At 67.9% G+C, this 15,264-nt stretch carries 15 protein-coding genes; 9 read left to right on the top strand and 6 right to left on the bottom strand.

The window, feature by feature from the left end; translation table 11 throughout:
- Positions 1-173 precede the first annotated feature (173 nt).
- The 3 genes from AB0L53_RS44500 to AB0L53_RS44490 form a co-directional block, all read right to left on the bottom strand.
- The gene (locus AB0L53_RS44500) at positions 174-1,742 is read right to left on the bottom strand and encodes an alpha-L-arabinofuranosidase B (protein WP_364008254.1); all 1,569 of its coding nucleotides are present in this window, start codon (positions 1,740-1,742) and stop codon (positions 174-176) included.
- Between the two features lie 311 nt (positions 1,743-2,053).
- A complete protein-coding gene (locus AB0L53_RS44495; RefSeq protein WP_364008251.1) occupies positions 2,054-2,359 on the bottom strand; it encodes a hypothetical protein in 306 nt (101 codons plus the stop codon).
- A gap of 273 nt (positions 2,360-2,632) precedes the next feature.
- Entirely contained in the window at positions 2,633-3,361 is a 729-nt protein-coding gene (locus AB0L53_RS44490) for a DeoR/GlpR family DNA-binding transcription regulator (protein ID WP_364008248.1), read from the bottom strand.
- On the opposite strand from AB0L53_RS44490, the gene AB0L53_RS44485 reads away from it, so the two are divergent.
- The 4 genes from AB0L53_RS44485 to AB0L53_RS44470 all read left to right on the top strand — a co-directional run bounded on the left by AB0L53_RS44485 (position 3,256) and on the right by AB0L53_RS44470 (position 8,151).
- Positions 3,256-4,158: a DUF1152 domain-containing protein gene (locus tag AB0L53_RS44485; RefSeq protein WP_364008505.1), complete on the top strand. Its 903-nt coding sequence runs from the start codon at positions 3,256-3,258 to the stop codon at positions 4,156-4,158. The two genes, AB0L53_RS44490 and AB0L53_RS44485, sit on opposite strands and share 106 nt — an antisense overlap.
- A 199-nt stretch (positions 4,159-4,357) precedes the next feature.
- Complete coding sequence (locus AB0L53_RS44480) at positions 4,358-4,861, top strand: hypothetical protein (protein WP_364008245.1); 504 nt, start codon at positions 4,358-4,360, stop codon at positions 4,859-4,861.
- The gene (locus tag AB0L53_RS44475) at positions 4,858-7,104 is read left to right on the top strand and encodes a bifunctional polysaccharide deacetylase/glycosyltransferase family 2 protein (RefSeq protein ID WP_364008242.1); all 2,247 of its coding nucleotides are present in this window, start codon (positions 4,858-4,860) and stop codon (positions 7,102-7,104) included. Before AB0L53_RS44480 ends, AB0L53_RS44475 begins: the two co-directional genes overlap by 4 nt.
- 63 nt (positions 7,105-7,167) lie before the next feature.
- The gene (locus AB0L53_RS44470; protein WP_364008239.1) at positions 7,168-8,151 is read left to right on the top strand and encodes a BtrH N-terminal domain-containing protein; all 984 of its coding nucleotides are present in this window, start codon (positions 7,168-7,170) and stop codon (positions 8,149-8,151) included.
- Here the strand turns inward: AB0L53_RS44470 and AB0L53_RS44465 are convergent.
- Entirely contained in the window at positions 8,148-9,092 is a 945-nt protein-coding gene (locus AB0L53_RS44465; protein ID WP_364008236.1) for a GntR family transcriptional regulator, read from the bottom strand. The two genes, AB0L53_RS44470 and AB0L53_RS44465, sit on opposite strands and share 4 nt — an antisense overlap.
- A gap of 140 nt (positions 9,093-9,232) precedes the next feature.
- On the opposite strand from AB0L53_RS44465, the gene AB0L53_RS44460 reads away from it, so the two are divergent.
- The 5 genes from AB0L53_RS44460 to AB0L53_RS44440 all read left to right on the top strand — a co-directional run bounded on the left by AB0L53_RS44460 (position 9,233) and on the right by AB0L53_RS44440 (position 13,523).
- On the top strand, positions 9,233-10,288 hold the full coding sequence (locus tag AB0L53_RS44460) for a hypothetical protein (RefSeq protein WP_364008233.1): 1,056 nt from the start codon (positions 9,233-9,235) through the stop codon (positions 10,286-10,288).
- A 57-nt stretch (positions 10,289-10,345) separates the two neighbouring features.
- Positions 10,346-10,813, top strand: a complete 468-nt coding sequence (locus AB0L53_RS44455; protein ID WP_364008230.1) for an NUDIX domain-containing protein — start codon at positions 10,346-10,348, stop codon at positions 10,811-10,813.
- A gap of 352 nt (positions 10,814-11,165) precedes the next feature.
- The gene (locus tag AB0L53_RS44450) at positions 11,166-11,831 is read left to right on the top strand and encodes a hypothetical protein (RefSeq protein ID WP_364008227.1); all 666 of its coding nucleotides are present in this window, start codon (positions 11,166-11,168) and stop codon (positions 11,829-11,831) included.
- A 13-nt stretch (positions 11,832-11,844) separates the two neighbouring features.
- Positions 11,845-12,273, top strand: coding sequence for an Rrf2 family transcriptional regulator (locus AB0L53_RS44445; RefSeq protein WP_364008224.1), 429 nt, complete (start codon positions 11,845-11,847; stop codon positions 12,271-12,273).
- Between the two features lie 32 nt (positions 12,274-12,305).
- Positions 12,306-13,523 (top strand): globin domain-containing protein, encoded by a 1,218-nt coding sequence (locus AB0L53_RS44440; RefSeq protein WP_364008221.1) that lies wholly within the window; start codon positions 12,306-12,308, stop codon positions 13,521-13,523.
- 49 nt (positions 13,524-13,572) lie between these two features.
- On the opposite strand, the gene AB0L53_RS44435 is transcribed toward AB0L53_RS44440, so the two are convergent.
- Both AB0L53_RS44435 and AB0L53_RS44430 read right to left on the bottom strand, forming a co-directional pair.
- Complete coding sequence (locus AB0L53_RS44435; RefSeq protein WP_364008218.1) at positions 13,573-14,265, bottom strand: GNAT family N-acetyltransferase; 693 nt, start codon at positions 14,263-14,265, stop codon at positions 13,573-13,575.
- Positions 14,252-15,256 carry a LysR family transcriptional regulator gene (locus tag AB0L53_RS44430; protein WP_364008215.1) on the bottom strand — a complete coding sequence of 335 codons (1,005 nt, stop codon included), beginning with the start codon at positions 15,254-15,256 and terminating at the stop codon, positions 14,252-14,254. Before AB0L53_RS44430 ends, AB0L53_RS44435 begins: the two co-directional genes overlap by 14 nt.
- Between the last annotated feature and the right edge of the window lie 8 nt (positions 15,257-15,264).

Genomic DNA, 15,264 nt, shown 5'->3' with positions numbered 1-15,264 from the left:
TTTCGGAGATCGACCACCTTTGCAGCTATGCGACCTGGGATCACCTCCACTCCACAGCCGAAAATTTCGGAAATTAGCTGAAAATGAAGCCACTCCTTCACCCGACGGTCTGAGGAGAACGGCGAGGAGCCGCCCCCGAGGACCGGGGACGGCTCCACTCAAGTGGGCGATATCTATGCCCAGGCTTGTTCGACGATCCAGCTGACGTCGTTGGCCCATGAGGTGGCGCTGTCGAAGGCGTTCGAGCCACCGTTGCTGGCGATGTAGACGATGTTGTTGTAGTGGCGGATGAAGCGGGTCGGGAAGTTGTAGGAGGCGAGCGAGGAGCCCTGGCCGCTCTTGCCGGCCTGCGGGCAGAAGGTGGCGTCTGCGGCGAACAGTGAGCTGCCGTCGTTGTGCTGCCGGTACAGCTGGTAGTTCTGGTGCCGCAGGAAGTCGCCGGGGTAGTTCCTCGACTCGAACGATACGCACGAACCGCTGGCCAGGCCGCTGCGTACGATCCACGAGGCGTCGCTCTTGTCGAGAGACGAGCTGCCCGAGGTGATCACCGACGTGATGGCCTGGTCGTTCTGGTGCCGGATGTAGCGGTCGGTGCAGCAGGCCGTCGTCGCGCGCAGTGAGATCGACGAGCCGGGGGTGAGCGTTCCGCCGGGGTTGCCGCCCCCGCTCGACGGCGCGTATCCGGCGGCGACGATGCCGGCCTGCACCGAGTTCTCGGTGGCGTCCGACGGGTAGCCGGAGGTCATCACGCCCTCGTAGAAGGTGCCGGCGGAGCTGTTGCTGTTGTCGCCGCCGATCCCGAGAATGATCGCCCCCTCTTTCTTCATCGGGTTGTAGCCCGCGACGTTGGGGCGCGCTCCGTTGTAGTACGTCGACAGGTTGCCCGACTGCGCGTTGCCGGCCCGGATCGACCAGTGGTTCGGCTCGCCCTTGATGATGGCGGTCAGGAACCGGTGGTTCACGGTCGGGTCGTTCGCGTTGTAGCCCGGGTTCACTCCGGAGAACAGGCCGTTCTCGAGGTCGGCCATGACCCAGGGGCCGTTGCCCGTGCCGTAGCCCCAGACCTTGATGTTCCCGAAGTAGATGGCCTCCATGGTGCCGTTGCCGTTGTCACGGCTGTTGGTCTCGGCGTTGCCGTAGTCGAAGCAGCAGCCGCCGTTGTAGTGCGTGCCGTCGAAGACCGCGTACATCCCCTCAGGCTGGTCGCCCTTCGCGACGCCATTGGTGTTGTTGTTGCGGTAGCCGGTGCCGGGAGCCACGTAGACGCCGTACGCCTTGTGACCGTTGATCATCGTCGGCGCGGCGGTCGCGCTCGCGAGGTTGTCATACCCGCCCGGAGCCGGGCCGGGGAACCCGCCGGGGGGCGCCTGGGTGAGGTTGTTACCCCGACCGGACTGGTCGTAAATGATGGTGATGAGGCAGGTCGTACCCGCACAGAACGAATCCTGGGTGGCGGCGTCGGCGTATCCGCCCGCGCTCAGGAGTCCGATGTTCCGGGTGGTGTTGTCCGAGGTACGACGCACCTGGTAGAGCGAGCCGTTGTAGGTGCCGTACAGGGCGCGGGTCGTACTGTGCGCCGCGACGCACGGGGTGCCACCGGCGGCGTAGATGTCACACGACAACGATGTGGCGGCCTGGGACGGCGCGGAGACCCCGGCCAGGAGGCCGGCGGCGAGCGCGACGGCCGCACCGGCGGACAGCAGTACCTTTTTAAGCTGCCGTAATTGGGTCCGAACAATCATGATGAACCTCTGCCTTTCAGGGGGGCGTCGCTATATTCCAGGCACAGGTCATTAACGAAAGACGCGAAGGACGCCGCCGTGCGGCCGTGCGCACAGCGACATGCCTGCCGACCTGCGACATCGCGACAGGGACGGAAAGGAGGTTACATTGTTAGCGCTAACATTTCTGCGGGCTATAAGACCTCCAGAGACGCGCTTATGGGGTGACTGGCTCACTATGGATCGGAAGCCTATGTTGCGTCAAGGTTTCGACAGAGTTATGAAAACGCGGCGCGGTCAGAACGATCACCGGGAAACCCCGCATCGTCGCTCTAACAGCCGGGCACGCCCACCGCTTTGTCTGGTGGTGCCGTGCACACGGCCGGCTCCTCCACGTGGACCGGGCCGCCTCGATCTTTGGTGACGAACGCGATCGCGAGGGCGACGAATGCCGCCACGATCACACCGTAGGTCCATGCGCCCGCCTTGTTGTTCAGCGCCAAACTGGCGATGAAACCAACCGGTGGAGCGCCCAGCCCGAGGATCAACATGGCTATCCCGCACACCAGGAAGAGGGTTCCGTTCGCCGAGGCGCCCTCGGCCAGGGTGAAGCCGAACGAGAACGCCAGAACGCCCAAGGTGGGTGTGCCGATGAGCCATAGGAGACCGAGAAGCAGGAGCGCTGTCCCGCCCCTCGGCTGCCGCTGATCCGGCTCCGTGATCGGTCCCGTCATGCCTATTGGTCGCCGACAGCAGCTGACGAGTTCGTGATCTGTCGCAAGGGTTGCCGAGACCTCAGAGAGGGCTCTCCCGAAGACTTCACGCTCGCCATGTGGCCCGAACCCGGGGGGTTCTTCAGCTGGGGCGGCACTGTCAACGACGATGCGATCGGTACCGGAGCGGAAAAGGCGCTAGATCCGGGCCAGGTGGAGATCGGTGCCGCCGGCGCGGATCCCTTCGGCGGCCGCCTCCGTGAGTGCGGCGTCGGTGATCACCATGTCGAAGGCGGTCAGCGGCGCGACCCGGTACATCCCGAAACTTCCGCACTTCGACGACCCGGCCACCAGCACTGAACGTGACGCCGCTTCCATCGCCGCCTGCTTGATCTCCACCTTGGCGGCCGTCGGGGTGGAGACGCCGCGGATGAGGTCCCATGAGCCGGTGCTGATGAACGCCAGATCAAAGGCGAGCTGCCGTACGGTGGCCGCGGCCAGCCGCCCCACACTGGAGCGGTTGTCGGGCTCGACCTGGCCGCCGGTGTGGATGACGGACAGGTGCCTGGCCGCCTGGAGCTCCTCGACCGTGGTGAAGTCGTTGGTCACCACGGTCAGCCCCTCGCGCGGGAACAGGAACGAGACCATGGACAGGATGGTCGTTCCGGCGTCGAGGTAGACGGTCATGCCGTCCTTCACCAGCTCGGCGGCGGCCCGGCCCATGGCCCGCTTCTCGGGCTGAGCGTTTCGACAAGCTTTGCGGAAGGATGTGACGCATGTTTGGCACGCCGCTGTCCGCCCGGCTTGAGCGTTCCAGCCGGATCCTCGTCGCCGGCGCGGGCGGAGGCTCCGACGTGTACGCCGGGTTACCCCTCGCCCTGTCCCTCCGGGAGGCCGGCAAGGAGGTACACCTGGCGAACCTGTCATTCAGCCACCTCGACGCCCTCGACCTGGATGTCTGGCTGTTCGAGGACGTGGCGGAGATACGCCCGGACACCACGGCCCGCGACTGGTACTTCCCTGAGGGCTGCCTGGCCCGCTGGCTGGCCACGCACGGCCAGCCGTCGACCGTGTACGCCTTCCCCAAGGTGGGCGTCCGCCCGCTGCGCACCGCGTACGCCAAGCTCGCCGAGCACCTCGACCTGGACGCGGTCGTCTTGGTGGACGGCGGCACCGACATCCTCATGCGCGGCGACGAAGCCGGCCTCGGCACCCCGGCCGACGACATGACGAGCCTGGCCGCCGTCCATGCTCTCGACGTCCCCGAGAAGATCGTGGCCTGCCTGGGCTTCGGGGTGGACGCCTATCACGGCGTCAACCACGTACAGGTTCTGGAGAACCTGGCGGCCCTGGAACGCGACGGCGCCTACCTGGGCGCATTCTCTGTCTCCAGGTCCATGAAGGCTGGTGCGCTCTACCTCGACGCCGTCGCCCATGCCCAGGCGGAGCTGCCGACGTACCCGAGCATCGTGAACGGCTCGATCGCGGCGGCCGTGCGCGGCGAGTTCGGGGACGTGCGCTTCACCGACCGGACGAAGGGCAGCGAGCTGTTCGTCAACCCGCTCATGGCCATCTACTTCGCCGTGGACCTCGGCGCGCTGGCCCGGCGCTCGCTCTATCTGGACCGGCTCCGGGACACCGCGCTGATGCGCCAGGTCGTCTCCATCATCGAGACGTTCCGCGACGAGGTGACGCCCCGCCCGCCGAAGGCGTTCCCGCACTAGGGGCTCCCACCCGAGCAACCTGAGGACCAAGGCGTAGCTACGACCTGGAGCAGACCGCCGATGCGAACCTCGCCGCCGCGGCTGCAAGCTTGGGCCGCCGCCGGACTGGCGCCGCAGTACGACTCAGACACCGCTGAGCACCCCGCCCAAATCACACTATTTCCCCACAAGTTACATCTGGTCACTACCATTTCCCGATGTGTCTCCTGAGCATCACCACACGACAGCCGTCTTCGTCGACCAGAGCGGTCGCCGGCGACGGCTGATCATGATCGGCTCGATCGCGTCCGGCGTGCTGGCCCTCGCGCTGCTCGCCGTCGTCATCGGCGGCTTGTTCTCCAACACGACGCTGTCGGTGACCGGGTGGCCGGGCGATCAGAAGGGCGGGATGGGCAGCACAACATCGCCCGACCCTTCACCGACGCCTCGGACGAGCCGGACCAAGCGGCCCACCCCTTCGGTGACCCGCGCCTCGGCGCGTCCCACTCCAAGCAGTACCCGGCCCGCCGTACGGTCGAAGGAGCCTGTGACCGTACGGACCCCGTCGCCGTCACCCAGCGTGAAGCCGAGCACGGAACCGGCACCGGAGCCGACCACCGAGCCCACGGTCGAGCCCGTAGCCGAGCCCACCGACCTGCCCCCGGGCCAGAACAAGACGCCGCCGGGGCTCGACCCGGACCGGACCAAAGGGCCGAAGAAGTGAGCGGCCTGGCCGACCAGGACAAGCAGGTCTGGCCGCGCCCGGCGGTCGCCGCCTGGCAGGATCCCGCTTCGGTCCAGGCTGAGCAGGACCGACCGGCCGCGCCATCTTCCGCCAAACGGGCCGACCCGAGGGGCCACTGGTTCCTGCTGGCCATCGGCATGCTGCTGGCGGCCGGCGCCCTCGTACTCAACGGGTACGTGACCAACGTCGTCGGCGAGACGCGCGCCGCTCCGCCCGCCACCGACCACCCTTCCCCGCAGCTGGCGGAGATGCGGCGCGGCGGACCCGTGCTGAACCTCACGGGCAGCGAGCCCTCCAGCGCGCACCTGCCGAACAAGACGATCGCCCTAACCTTCGATGACGGCCCGGATCCCGCCTGGACGCCGGCGGTGCTCGACGCCCTGAAGAAGCACGGTGCCAAGGCGACGTTCTTCGTCGTCGGCTCGAAGGTCGCGAAATACCCCGAACTGGCTCGGCGGATCGTCGCGGAAGGCCATGAGCTGGGCAGCCATACCTACACGCACGCCGAGCTGGCGACGGTTCCCGGCTGGCGGCTCAGGCTGGAGCTGTCACTGACGCAGAAGGCCCTGGCGGGAGCGACCGGGCTGCACACCGCCCTGGTCCGCCCGCCGTACTCCTCCACGCCCGAAGCGATCACGGGCCCGCAGTGGGAGAGCATGAAGGCACTGGCGGCCGAGGGGTACCTCGTCACGCTGGCGGATCTCGACACCAAGGACTGGAGCCGCCCCGGCACGCGGAAGATCGTGACCTCGTCGCTTCCGGCCGGGGGCCGGGGCGCGATCGTCATGATGCACGACTCGGGTGGCGACAGGCGGCAGACCGTCGAGGCCGTCGATCTGGTCCTGAAGGAGATCGCGGGCAAGGGCTACCGGGCGGTCACGGTGACCAAGGCCCTCGGTATGCCGCCGACACAGCAGCAGGCCGGCGGAGCGGACCGGTTCGTCGGCTCGGCGTTGAACGTGGCCCAGCGCGTATCCGGATGGTTCACCGACGCGCTGATGTGGGTGCTCGTCGCCGCGGGCGCGCTCACGCTGGCGCGGCTGGTCTTCTTCGCCGTACTCGCGTGGGTGCATGCCCGCCGTACCAGAGGTGGAAAGCGGCGAAGGGGACGCGCGCCCGCGTGGCCCGCGCCCCCGCCCGTGACGGTGATCGTGCCCGCCTACAACGAGGCGGCGGGGATCCAGGCGACGGTACGCTCACTGGCCGACACCACCTACCAGGGCCAGCTGGAGATCCTCGTCATCGACGACGGCTCGACCGACGCGACCGCCGAACTGGCCGCCGGGCTGGGACTGGCCAACGTACGGGTGATCCGGCAGCGCAACGGCGGCAAACCCGCGGCGCTCAACACGGGCATCGCGGCGGCCGGGGACGAGCTGCTCATCATGGTGGACGGCGACACCGTCTTCGAACCCGCGACGATCGGCCACCTGGTACGCCAGCTCTCCGACCCCACGGTCGGCGCGGTGAGCGGCAACACCAAGGTCGGCAACCGGCGCGGCATGATCGGGCGCTGGCAGCACATCGAGTACGTCATCGGGTTCAACCTCGACAGGCGCGCCTTCGAGCAGCTCGACTGCATGGCGACCGTACCCGGCGCGATCGGGGCGTTCCGCCGCTCGGCCCTGGTGGCTCTGGGCGGTGTCAGCACCGACACGCTGGCGGAGGACACCGACCTCACGATGGCACTGTGCCGGGCCGGATGGCGCGTGGTCTACGAGGAGAAGGCCCTGGCCTGGACCGAGGCCCCGACCACGCTCGGCCAGCTGTGGAAGCAGCGCTACCGCTGGTGTTACGGCACCATGCAGGCGATGTGGAAGCATCGCCGCGCCGTACTCGACCAGGACCCGTTCGGCCGCCGCTGCCTCGGCTACCTGGCGCTGTTCCAGGTGCTGCTGCCGCTGCTCGCACCCGTCGTCGACCTCATGGCGATCTACAGCACGGCCGTGGGCGATCCCCTGCCGGTGGTCGCGGTGTGGGCCGGGTTCGTCGCGGTGCAGGCGCTGACCGGCTGGTACGCGCTCCGCCTGGACGGCGAGCGCGCCTCGGCCCTGTGGGTGCTCCCTTTGCAGCAGTTCGTCTACCGCCAGCTCTTGTACCTCGTGGTGATCCAGTCCTTGGCGACCGCGGTACTGGGCGTACGGCTGCGCTGGCACACGGTACGCAGGGAGGGCACGTTCAGCGCGCCCACCGCTTCTGAGGCTTATGAGCGAACGGCTTGACTCTTCCTCTGTGGGAGGCCCCATGCTGCTTTCGCCGATCGCCCAATCACCGAGGAGAGCGACATGACCATCGTGCCAGGCATCGAGGGCCGTGGCCTGCAGCACTGCGAGACGACGGCCCTGGGGGTGTTGCTACGGCATGAGGGACTTGATCTGTCCGAGCCCATGCTGTTCGGGCTCGGCTCCGGCCTGTCCTTCATCTACTGGGACAGCAAAAGCATGCCGTTCCCCTTCCTTGGTGGGCGCGTCAAGCCCTTTGAACTCACCAGAAACCTGACTGCCAGGCTCGGGCTGACGCTGTCGGTCGATGAGACCACCTCACTACGCAAGGCGTGGGAGAACGTGGCCGCCCAGATCGACGCCGGTCGTCCGGTCGGCCTCCAGCTCGACTCCTTCCACTTGGCCTACTTCCAGTCCAAGGTGCACTTCGGCGGCCACGTCGTCGCCATGTACGGCTACGACGAGCACGATGCCTACCTGGTGGACACCGCGCAACAGGGAGGAGCCGTACGTACGAGCCGGAACAGCCTGGCCATGGCGAGGGCCGAACGCGGCCCGATGACCGCCAGGAACCGCTCGTTCTCCATCACCCTGCCGGCGCACGCGCCCTCCTGGCAGGACCAGATCATCCCCGCGATCAAAGCCTGCGCCGACGCCTTCCTGGCCCCTCCCATCGCCAACCTGGGCCACCGCGGCATCGAAAAAGCCGCGAGCCAGGTGCCCAAGTGGCTGCTACGCATGGACGATCCGCAGCGCGACCTGCCGCAAGCCGCCGTACTCATGGAGAAGGCCGGCACCGGCGGCGCCCTGTTCCGCGCCCTCTACCGTGACTTCCTCGGCGAGTGCGCCGAACTCATCGACGATGACCGTCTGCGCACCGGTCACCGGCTGTACGCCGAGGCCGCCGCGCTGTGGACGAGCGTGGCCGGCTTGATCGCGAAGGCCGGGGAGAGCGGCGACGCGGCGCGACTTGAGCAGGCCGGCGCCATCCTCCACGACCTTTCGCGAATCGAGCGGGAGGCCATGCACGTGCTGAGTGGGCTTTAACGCCCGTCCACCAAGACGGCGAAACCGTCGAGATGGCGCGCGAGGGCGTACTCGAACAGTCCGTTCAGGTCCGACGCCGCTTCCTCGGGAATCGCGGCCAGCAGCGGAAAGCGTCCGCTGTGGAGGAGTTCGTCGGTTCGCTTGCGCTGGGCCAGCCACCACCGGTCGAGCGTCATGCCGGTCTCCTGCTCCGCTTCGACCTCATCCGCCATGGACAGGGCAATGGTGAGGACCAGTGTGTGCAGCGTGAGCGCCTCTTGGATCCCCGTCGCCACGGGCAGCCCGAGCCCGTCGAGCGCGCGCAGGGTCCACTCTGTGTGCTCCATCATGTTGGGAACGAGCGACGGGCGAGTGAACGAGATGGCCCTCGGCAGCCAGAGGTGTCGCCGGCACAGCTCCCATTGACTGCGGGAGATCAGTTCGAGCTTGGCCCGCCACCCCTCCGGCCCCGGGATGGGCAGATCCGGTTCGCCGAAGGCTTCGTCGACCATCTGCGTGACCAGTTCGTCCTTGTTCGCCACGTGCCGGTACAGCGACATCGGGCCGACGCCGAGTTCGGCCGCGAGTCGCCGCATGGAGACGGCGTCGAGCCCTTCGGCGTCGGCGGTCGCGATGGCGGTGCGGAGAACCTGCTTCCGGTTCAGCCTGGTGATGCCGCCCTGACGCGGCTTCAGTGACGCGCTCGGGCCGGCCGGCTGCTGCCGGGCCGCGCGTGCGCTGACCACCGCGCCGGAACCGACCTTCGTCTCGACCAGCCCGTCGTCGCGGAGCGTCGCCATCACTTTGGTCGCGGTCGCGACCGCGACGCCCCATCGCTGAGCGATCTGCCGGATGGACGGCATCCGCTCGCCGGGCCGCAGGTCGCCGGTCAGGATCCGGGTACGGATCTCCGCGACGATCCGCCGGTATGGCGGGTCCGGTCGCTGCGTTGACGACGACATGTGCCCCCGATTCGTTCGGTTTCGTTTGGCGAGGTTCTGCAGGCAGTGTACTAGTTCGATCACTACAGCACTAGTTCACTTTATTTGTCTCAACCGCAGAATAATCCGGCTTTTAAGCCATGCGTAGCTACTCTGTACGCATGACACTTAATACACCGTACGCATCCACCCGATCCGAGGACCCGGTGTCCTTCTCGTTCACCGAGGTGCGGTCGTGGCATCGACCGTTGATGGTCATGGTGGCGGCGATGTCCGCGCTCGTCGTCGTCGCGCTCTTCGGTCTCCTCATCGACGGCCGCGAGCTCATGCAGCAGTCGATCTGGGAGAAGCCGCTGAAGTTCGGGGTGTCGTTCGTCATCCATGGCGCGACGCTCGCCTGGCTGTTGCCGAAGCTTCGCAAGGCGAAGCGCACGATGTGGAACCTCGGAACGGCCTTGGCCGTCGCCGGGATCATCGACGTCGGCTTCATCGCGGTACAGGCCGCCCGCGGCACCTACAGCCACTTCAACACCGGCGCCGACACCTTCAACACGATCGGACAGCTGGTCTTCTCCACAGGCGTGGTCATGCTGTTCGCGGCGAACCTGCTCATCGCCATCATGCTGCTGTTCCAGCGGATCGGTGAACCGGCGCTCACCTGGGCCCTGCGTGCCGGGATCGGGCTGGCCGTCATGGGCATGGGGCTGGCGTCCTTCATGGTCGGGACGGCCAACAGGACACCCCGGACGGTCCAGGATGCCTACGGGAACCCGGTCCCGCTGGTCGGGGGCCACGGGGTGGGGGCGCCCGACGGCGACGGCATGCCGATCACGAACTGGAGCACCGCAGGCGGCGACCTGCGCGTTCCGCACTTCATCAGCCTGCACTCCATGCAGGTGTTCGTACTCGCGGTGCTGGTTCTCACCGCCCTCGCGGCCCGGGTCAGCTGGCTGCGCGGCGAACGCGCCCGCGCCCAGCTGACCGGGGTCGTCATCGTGGGCTACGCCGCGCTGTTCGCCATCACGGCGTGGCAGGCGCTGCGCGGCCAGTCACTGATCCACCCCGACGCGGCCACGTGGATCGCGCTCGCGGTGTCGGTCGCCGTGACCGCGGTGCTGGCGGTGCTGGCCATCTTGGCGGCCCGCCGCAGGGAGATGGCACCCGCCCGCCATGGGCGCACGCCCAACGTGCACCACCTGTCCGGCAACCCCCGCTGAACCCAGCAGGCAAAAAGGCGTGGGCCGACCTCAGGGGCGAATCGTATGATCAATTTCATGTCGATCCCCCGAGCAGTCGCCGTGGTCACCGACGGTATCCGAGTCCTGGTCATCAAGCGTTTCCTCATGCGCCGCCCCGGCATCCCGTGCGTCATGTGCGATGCCGCAGGCTGGCGGGGGTCGTCGTGTCCTGGTCACCGCTACACGGTTCTCCCCGGGGGCCATGTGGAGGATGGCGAGTCGCCGGAGAGCGCGGCAGTACGCGAACTCCACGAGGAGACGACTCTCACCGGGAAGATCGACCGGCTGCTCTTCACCAGCTCACACAATGGCCGACCCGCCTTCTACTTCCTCATAGGCGACGTCAGCGGCGTCCCGTCGCTGGCCGGGGAGGAGGCTATGGACCACGGGCCGGACAACACCTTTGAGCTCAGATGGCTGCGGGCTGACGAGTTCGAGCAGCTGAACCTGTACCCCGCCGATGTGCGCGGGCCGCTCACGGAGCTGCTTCACGCTGATTCCTGAGTACGGGTCACTCATGGCGACCCGAGCGTGCGCATCGACCCTGCCGCCGGCGTGTCGATGGTCACGGCCCAGTCGCCGACGGGGTGTCCGGAAAGGGCACTCACCTTGCGCGTCAGGCGAGGGCCGGGTAGTGCGGCCCAGGCCCTCGCCGGGGCGGTCACTTGATGTCCGGGGCACTCCGCAGGTTCGTGAACGGGTTGAATGCCGGTGCTCTCGCCTGCAGCAGGTATGCCCTCATGTCGCCCCCGTAGAAGGCGTTCGGGTTGGCCATCATGAAGTTCTTGCGGCGCCCGGCGTCCTCGTCCCCAAGAAGTGGTGCGACGGTTGTCCTGAGCGCACGACGCTGCTCACCGTGGGCAGGGAAGCGTACGTCGAGATCGCCAAAATGACCGTGAAGCCCAAGGTGATGACCCCGCTTTGGGGGCCGTGGACGTTCTCCGGGCTCTCCTTCTGCAAGCTCTGCTCCGGCGCGCAGATGTGCCGGGCCTGCTGCACCCCCGCCTACGTGTTGGAGTCCAAGACCCTCTTGCGGGGGGCCAAGCTGCTGGCCGAGAACCACGCCCGACGCGCGTTCTGCGCCGTCAAGGTGGTGTCCGCGAGCGTCATCCTGGCCGAGGGTCACGGACTGGGTGAGAAGGGCACCCTGCTGGGCCTGTGCAAGGCTCAGGGTGTGGACAACAAGATCACCGGCTACACGATCTTTGTTCTCAACGGGATGCGCAAAGCAGCCTTCATGGAGACCCTGGTCCACGAACTCACCCAGTACTTGGTCTCGTCGTCGTGGTCTTTGCAGAGTGGGGCCCGGTCCAGCCCGTTCTTTCCGTTGTACTCCTGGATGGGCTGCTCGTCGCACATCGCGCATGTCATCCTGTTGGCTTCCATGGCGTACAGCGTCAGGCGGGCCGTTTGCCGTCCGATACACGCGCAATTTACGCATGAGCGCAAAGCCGGGATTGGGCCATCGGCTTCACCCCAAGTGAGGTCGCTCACAAAAGAGGACTTTCAGACTCCTGTTTAAGTAGAGTCGTCCTGTGTACCTCAACCGCTCCACGGACATCAGCCTCCGCATCCTCATGCTCAGCGCGACCCGCGACGACCTGCTCACCATCGACGAGCTGGCCGAATCCCTCGTCGTGCCCCGGCACCACCTGGCCAAGGTGGTCCAGCGGCTGCAGCACCTGGGCCTGCTGGAGACCGTCCGTGGTCGCAGTGGCGGCGTACGCCTCGCCGCCACTGCCCGCACCGCCTCGATCGGCGGCCTCGTACGCGAACTCGAGGGCGGGACCGAGGTCGTCGACTGCGACGGCGACCCGATCTGCCCGCTCAGCCGAGGCTGCCTGCTGCGCGGAGCCCTGCGCCGCGCGCAAGAGGCGTTCTACGCCAGCCTCGACCCGCTCACGGTCGGGGACCTGACCGCGCCGCCGACCCGGCAGGTGCTACTGAGCCTCGGCCGTCGCTGACCCGCCATCCATCCCCACACCTGGAGGAACAAGTGCTCTCCGCAACCAGTCTCCCGATCGTCAAGGCGACCCTCCCTGTCGTCGGCGAACACCTCGGCGCCATTTCGGGCGTCTTCTACGACATGATGCTCGGCGAGAACCCTGACCTGCTCAACCTGTTCAGCCGCAGCGCGCAGGCGACCGGCGAGCAGAAGCACGCGCTGGCCGGTGCGGTCGCCGCGTTCGCCGGGCACCTGGTCGGCGCCGGCCCGGAAGCCCCGGTCTTCGACCACATCGTGGAGCGCATCGCACAGCGGCACTGCGCCCTGGGCATCCGCCCGGAGCAGTACACGGTGGTCGGCAAGTACCTTCTGAGCGCGGTCGGCACCGTGCTCGGCGACGCGGTCACCCCGGAGGTCGCCGCCGCCTGGGACGAGGTGTACTGGTTGTTCGCCGCCCGGCTGATCGGCCACGAGGCGCGCCTGTACGCCAAGGCCGACGTGAACAGCGCCACCCCGTGGCGGGAGTACGTCGTGGCGAACAAGATCACCGAGGCGCACGACACGGCGTCGTTCATCCTGACGCCGGCCGACGGCGACCCTGCCCCCGGCTTCCTGCCCGGCCAGTACGTCACCGTCGCCGCCGACCTGCCCGACGGCACCAGTCAGTTGCGCCAGTGCTCCCTCTCGCAGGCGGCCGCCGCCGGCATGCTGCGGATCACCGTACGCCGAGTGCGCGGCATCGGCGGCACCCCGGACGGCATAGTCTCTGGCTTCCTGCACGACCAGGTGGGTATCGGCGACCGCCTGCGGCTGAGCCACCCGTACGGCGAACTCACCCTGCGCGCCGGCGACGCGCCATTGGTCCTGGTCAGCGCGGGCGTCGGCATCACCCCGATGGCCGCTATCCTGGACCACGTGTCGCGCACCCAGCCCACCCGCGACGTCACGGCCGTGCACGCCGACCGCAGCGTGGAACGCCACCCGCTACGCGCCGACATGATCGCCAACGGCTCCCGGCTGCTGTCCTTCCGGAACCTCGTCTGGTACGAGCAGACGGTCCCGGACGCGCCGGACGCCTTCACCGGTTTCATCGACACCGACGCGATCCCACTGCACCCCGAGGCGGATGTCTACCTGTGCGGCCCGGTCCCGTTCATGCAGATGGTCCGGGCCGGCCTGCACCGCCGCGGCGTACCGGACGAGCGGATCCGCTACGAGGTCTTCGGCTCCGAACAGTGGCGCCCGGCCCCCGTACCGACGCCCGCCTGACGGTATCAGCCCATGCCTGAGGCCCCTGAGAGCACCATCAACCAACGGATCATGGAGTGTGCCGTCCGAATGGGGAGGGTGGGACGAGAAGCGCTTCCGCGCCGATCGGAACGTAGCCGGCGGCGAGGAACGTCCGGACGCTCGCCGCATTGCCCGGGGCGATCTGCGCCCAGAGGGGGTGCGTGACGAGATGCCTGGCGGCGCGGGCGAGGGTTCGGCCCAATCCGCCTCCTCGACTGGAGGAGTCGACCTCGATCGCGACCTCCCATCGAGCGGCGACGCCTCGTCCGATGACCAGCAAACCTCCTGGACAGGTCCAGACGCGTACATCGTCACGATAGCGATGGGCGCGCCGGACACGAGGATGGGCCGCGTCCGTGACCTCGACCAGTTCGATCGGCGGAGGACCAGCGCAGGGGGTAGCCACAGCCAGCATGTCGATGTTGCTGACACTGCGCCCCATGGCTTCCTCTAGTTCCCTGAGGAAGAGCGGGTTCAGTGGCGCCGATAAATCTCCGTCGGGAAGCCGAGATCTGATCCAGTCCTCATCGAGGTCGGCGTAGATCACATTGTGCGCGGTGAAGGCGATCACTCCCGCGTCACGCGGGGACGGCTGCGGGACGATCGTGGGGCCGGCCCCGGGCTGGGGCATATGTCCGCTAGCCGCATCGGCGAGGATGTCCTGCAAAGCGACCATCCGGAGACCGTAGTCGCCGGCCGGCACACTTTCAAGGGCCGTCAAATCCGGCTCGTCGGTCGCTTGTGCCCCGGTCCCAACAGTCGCGATCTCCGGCTTGGTCCGCACCGGACAGGCCGGCCGCCTGCGCGGCGATGACGGCCGCGACCTGCTCGACGACCGTCCGCGTGTGCGTCGGCCGTACCGCCCAAGTGATCATGGGGAGGGACAGCCCGGCCAGCGGGCGCCATGGCCACTCGGGGAGCTGGCGGGCGGCGGTGTGCGAGCCGACGACGACAGCGTCGGCTTCCGCGGCCTCGGCACAGGCGAGCGCGTGCTGGACGAAGTGGGTGAAGAGCCACTGCGGCCGGATGTCCGCGGCGAGCGCGGCCGCCATGAGGCTGTCCTGCTGGGTCGGCACCTGGTCACGGGAGTGGACGAGAACGCGGAGGCCGTCGAGGTCGTCGAGCGCGTAGCTGTCCTGCGCGGCCAGCGGGTGGCTCGGCCGTACGGCGGCGCCGAGCGGTTCCGCCCACAGCCGGCGGCACACATGATCGGCGGGCGGTGCCTGGTGCACGATGGCGATGTCGAGGCTGCCGCGCCGGAGCAGGCGCAGCTGTTCGTTGCTGCCCGCCTCGCGGTAGGCCGGCTCGCAGTGCGGAAGCTCGGCATGGAGCGCGCGTGCGGTGTCGACGAGCCACGTGTCCAGAACTCCGGGAGGTACGCCGATGCTGACCAGTTCCCTGGGACGCGTCGGACCCGACACGATCTCAGGCGTCGCGGACAGCAGCGCGAGCAGCTCGCGGGCGTGACCGACGAGTGCGACACCCTCCGGGGTGAGCGTGGTGCCCTGCGGAGTGCGGTGGAACAGCGTCCGGCCGAGGTGGCGTTCGAGGTGACCGATCTGGCGGCTGAGGGATGGCTGGGAGACCAGCAGGGCCGCCGCTGCCCGGTTGAACGAGCCCTGCTCCGCCACCGCCATGAAGTAGCGCAGATGCCGGAATTCCACGTCCATGATGTCGCCGCCCAGGTCGCTACAGTCGGATGGGTTATGCATGCGGAGCA

This window comes from Nonomuraea sp. NPDC052129 (assembly GCF_040680095.1).
Lineage (GTDB): Bacteria > Actinomycetota > Actinomycetes > Streptosporangiales > Streptosporangiaceae > Nonomuraea.
This window is presented reverse-complemented; position numbering and strand designations above follow the sequence as displayed.

Excerpts from the sequence above, each read along its gene's own strand:
- AB0L53_RS44500 (WP_364008254.1), bottom strand. The coding sequence starts at position 1,742 with ATGATTGTTCGGACCCAATTACGGCAGCTTAAAAAGGTACTGCTGTCC.
- AB0L53_RS44490 (WP_364008248.1), bottom strand. The coding sequence starts at position 3,361 with ATGACAGGTTCGCCAGGTGTACCTCCTTGCCGGCCTCCCGGAGGGACA.
- AB0L53_RS44470 (WP_364008239.1), top strand. The coding sequence starts at position 7,168 with ATGACCATCGTGCCAGGCATCGAGGGCCGTGGCCTGCAGCACTGCGAG.
- AB0L53_RS44465 (WP_364008236.1), bottom strand. The coding sequence starts at position 9,092 with ATGTCGTCGTCAACGCAGCGACCGGACCCGCCATACCGGCGGATCGTC.
- AB0L53_RS44460 (WP_364008233.1), top strand. The coding sequence starts at position 9,233 with ATGACACTTAATACACCGTACGCATCCACCCGATCCGAGGACCCGGTG.
- AB0L53_RS44455 (WP_364008230.1), top strand. The coding sequence starts at position 10,346 with ATGTCGATCCCCCGAGCAGTCGCCGTGGTCACCGACGGTATCCGAGTC.
- AB0L53_RS44430 (WP_364008215.1), bottom strand. The coding sequence starts at position 15,256 with ATGCATAACCCATCCGACTGTAGCGACCTGGGCGGCGACATCATGGAC.